Annotated in this window: 2 protein-coding genes and 1 pseudogene; 2 read left to right on the top strand and 1 reads right to left on the bottom strand. The window is 37.9% G+C overall.

Annotation, left to right across the window (positions count from 1 at the left end; translation table 11 throughout):
* Positions 1 to 235 precede the first annotated feature (235 nt).
* Entirely contained in the window at positions 236 to 487 is a 252-nt protein-coding gene (locus OGM63_RS20250) for a transposase (RefSeq protein WP_375340507.1), read from the bottom strand.
* A 157-nt stretch (positions 488 to 644) separates the two neighbouring features.
* Here OGM63_RS20250 and OGM63_RS20245 point away from each other — a divergent pair, with 157 nt between their 5' ends.
* Together OGM63_RS20245 and OGM63_RS20240 are read left to right on the top strand one after the other, a co-directional pair.
* On the top strand, positions 645 to 1,172 hold the full coding sequence (locus OGM63_RS20245; RefSeq protein ID WP_263747456.1) for a pyridoxal-phosphate dependent enzyme: 528 nt from the start codon (positions 645 to 647) through the stop codon (positions 1,170 to 1,172).
* Positions 1,172 to 1,756, top strand: a pseudogene (locus tag OGM63_RS20240) (ISAzo13-like element transposase-related protein); the annotation flags it as partial. The gene OGM63_RS20245 and the pseudogene OGM63_RS20240, both read left to right, overlap by 1 nt.
* Positions 1,757 to 2,747 lie beyond the last annotated feature (991 nt).

The raw sequence follows: 2,747 nt of genomic DNA, 5'->3' as shown, positions 1-2,747 counted from the left end.
CCACACAAACGTTTAAAGTCTTCTGGCTTTAGGCTCTTTACTTGTTCGTAGGTCATCAATGATACCCAACTCTAACCTACTTGTCCCATGCATCTGTGACTTTTGCTCATAGGTCTAATAACCACAATGTTGGAACCAATTAATAATGTCACTTAAATTAATAGTTTTTAAAGCTTCTGTAATAGCTTTATCCAAATCGGAGTAAGTTCTCGTCTGTTGTGAACGTAAAAATTCTTTAACTTTTGACCAAAAATTCTCGCGTTCGTGAAAAGTCTGGTGAGTAGGGTGCTAAATAAATTAGATGGGCACCGACAGATTCAATAGCTTCTTTAATTCCTGTTACTTTATGAGAGCTAAAATTATCCATGACTACACAGGCTCCCTCCCATAAATTCGGAACTAAAACTCGATTAATATAAGTTTCAAATGCGTTTTTATCATTCCCACCTTTAAAACTCATTGCACCAACGATTCCCCGTAAGGCGATCGCCTTTGATTATCCTCTGTTATCAGTAAGAGCGATCGCTCTTACTGCTGCTCAAATAATCTCAACTGCCTTAGCTAAAAAAAGTCATTGTCTGTTGTATTAACTATTGTCGAAAATAAGGATATACTGACTGCGCCATTTCTATAGCTTTTAAAAGATGGACACTATCAAGTACACGCTTAATGAAAGCCAGATGCCTACTGCTTGGTATAACATCCAAGCAGATTTACCCGCTCCCATGCCAGCAGTACTGAACCCCAATACGAGAGCGCTAATTACGGGGGCTGACCTAGAACCGCTTTTTCCGTCTGAATTAATTAAACAAGAAGTTAGTATCGAACGCTGGATTGAAATTCCTCAACAAGTGCGATCAATTTATTGTCAGTGGCGACCAACTCCACTGTACCGTGCGCGGCGGCTAGAAAAAGCTCTTGATACTCCAGCAAAAATTTATTACAAATACGAAGGCACTAGTCCGGCTGGGAGTCATAAACCGAACACTGCCATTCCTCAAGCTTATTACAACAAGATTGCGGGTACAAAACGCTTAATTACGGAAACTGGTGCGGGGCAATGGGGTTCTTCACTAGCTGTAGCTGGTGCTTTTTTTGGCTTGGAAGTAGTAGTTTATATGGTGAAAGTTAGCTATAGGGTCGGGTGCCCGCGTAGGGGCAGAAATCATTAAATCGAATGCCAACCATCTCAGTAGACCACGACTTCCCGACGGAGATAACTCTGATTCCCTACGGCATTTTTATACCTGAATACAACGAGTTATTTTTATTCTTTGTTTCTTCCAAATTAACCGCTGATTGTATTGTTGATTTGCTTGAAAGCTGGTGGCAAACTGTCAAACACAGATTTGCTCATATTCAAAAACTGGTGATTAATCAGGATAATGGACCTGAAAATCATTCTCGTCGCATTCAATTTATGAAGCGGATTGTAGATTTTGGTACATCATCTCAACTGACGTTACAACTTGCTTATTATCCGCCTTATCATAGCAAATATAACCCGACAGAACGTTGTTTTGGCTGGTTAGAACAGCATTGGAATGGTAGTTTACTTGACACTGTTGAGACTGTACTGAATTTTGCCCAAACTCTCACATTTAAGGGTAAAAATCCGGTGGTCACATTGGTAGAAAAAGTTTACTCCACAGGAGTTAAACTTACTACCTCCGCTATGGCAGAAATTGAAACACAGATTCACCGCCTCCCCAATCTCAGAAAATGGTTTGTAGAAATTTTTGCTAAACCCGCATAGCTATTGGATCATTTTTTTTGTGGAGTTCTCTAATCTTTACCCACAAGCGTTACGGATTTCATGCTAACGCACCATTGATTGTCAAGGATTTGGTGCGTTACGCTTTTTTTCACACTCCCTACTTTTTTCAAAAAAACCAGATTTTTCTAGTTTCATTCAGCCTGATTATTATTTAAAAAAAATATAATTTTGTAGTAATCTAGATATGCAAATAATTTAATTAATTATTTACAAAAATAAAAATAATGTTTATAAATTTTGTGTACTTAAAGCTTCTGTGAAGTTAAATCAACCTAATTTTAAAGTATGTATTTATACATTTTTAACACCTTGTAATCTCTGGTGCAAAAGCAGTATTTTATTTTTGATTCTTCGTTTAAAGTTGCATTATTCTTAAAAATAATTCATCAAATACAGCAATTAGTTTGCAGCTTTTGTTGAACATACAGCACTTTGCAATCAAATGAGGTATAAGACTAAATCCTAAAAGTCTTGTGGTACGGAGAGCAGCGCGCACAAGAGGGTTTCCCATGAGCGACTGCGGCGCATCCCTGCCCGTCCAAATTTACTTCACTTTTAGAAAAGATGCTGTATAAATAAATTCACGAATGCTAAACTCACACTTAATTTTGACGAATACCATTCTTCCATAGAGCAAAGTTACAAAAAAAATAGAAACGAAAGAAACTATGAATACTCAAACAGAACAACCCAATTTCAACGAAGCAGATAGATTTGGAGCAGATGTAAAAAAAGCTACAACTATTCGTCGGTAAACTGCTGAAATTTTAGAAAAAACCGCAGAAATACTTATTAGATCAGAAGCCGAAGGAGAAAAAGCTTCTGGAAGATTGGGATTAGAACCATTGGTGACAAGTTAAGGAAAAGGGGAAATTGTCGAGGGTGGTATTTGCAGAGGTCAAAAATAGTGGGAAACTCAATCTGGACAAGTAATTGAGCGATTGAGGCCAGCCATGACCACCAGCCGAAA

It is taken from the genome of Plectonema radiosum NIES-515, from assembly GCF_025753815.1.
GTDB classification, from domain to species: domain Bacteria; phylum Cyanobacteriota; class Cyanobacteriia; order Cyanobacteriales; family Nostocaceae; genus Hassallia; species Hassallia radiosum_A.
This window is presented reverse-complemented; position numbering and strand designations above follow the sequence as displayed.

Bases quoted from the DNA above. Each gene is read 5' to 3' on its own strand.
- OGM63_RS20245 (WP_263747456.1), top strand. From the start codon at position 645: ATGGACACTATCAAGTACACGCTTAATGAAAGCCAGATGCCTACTGCT.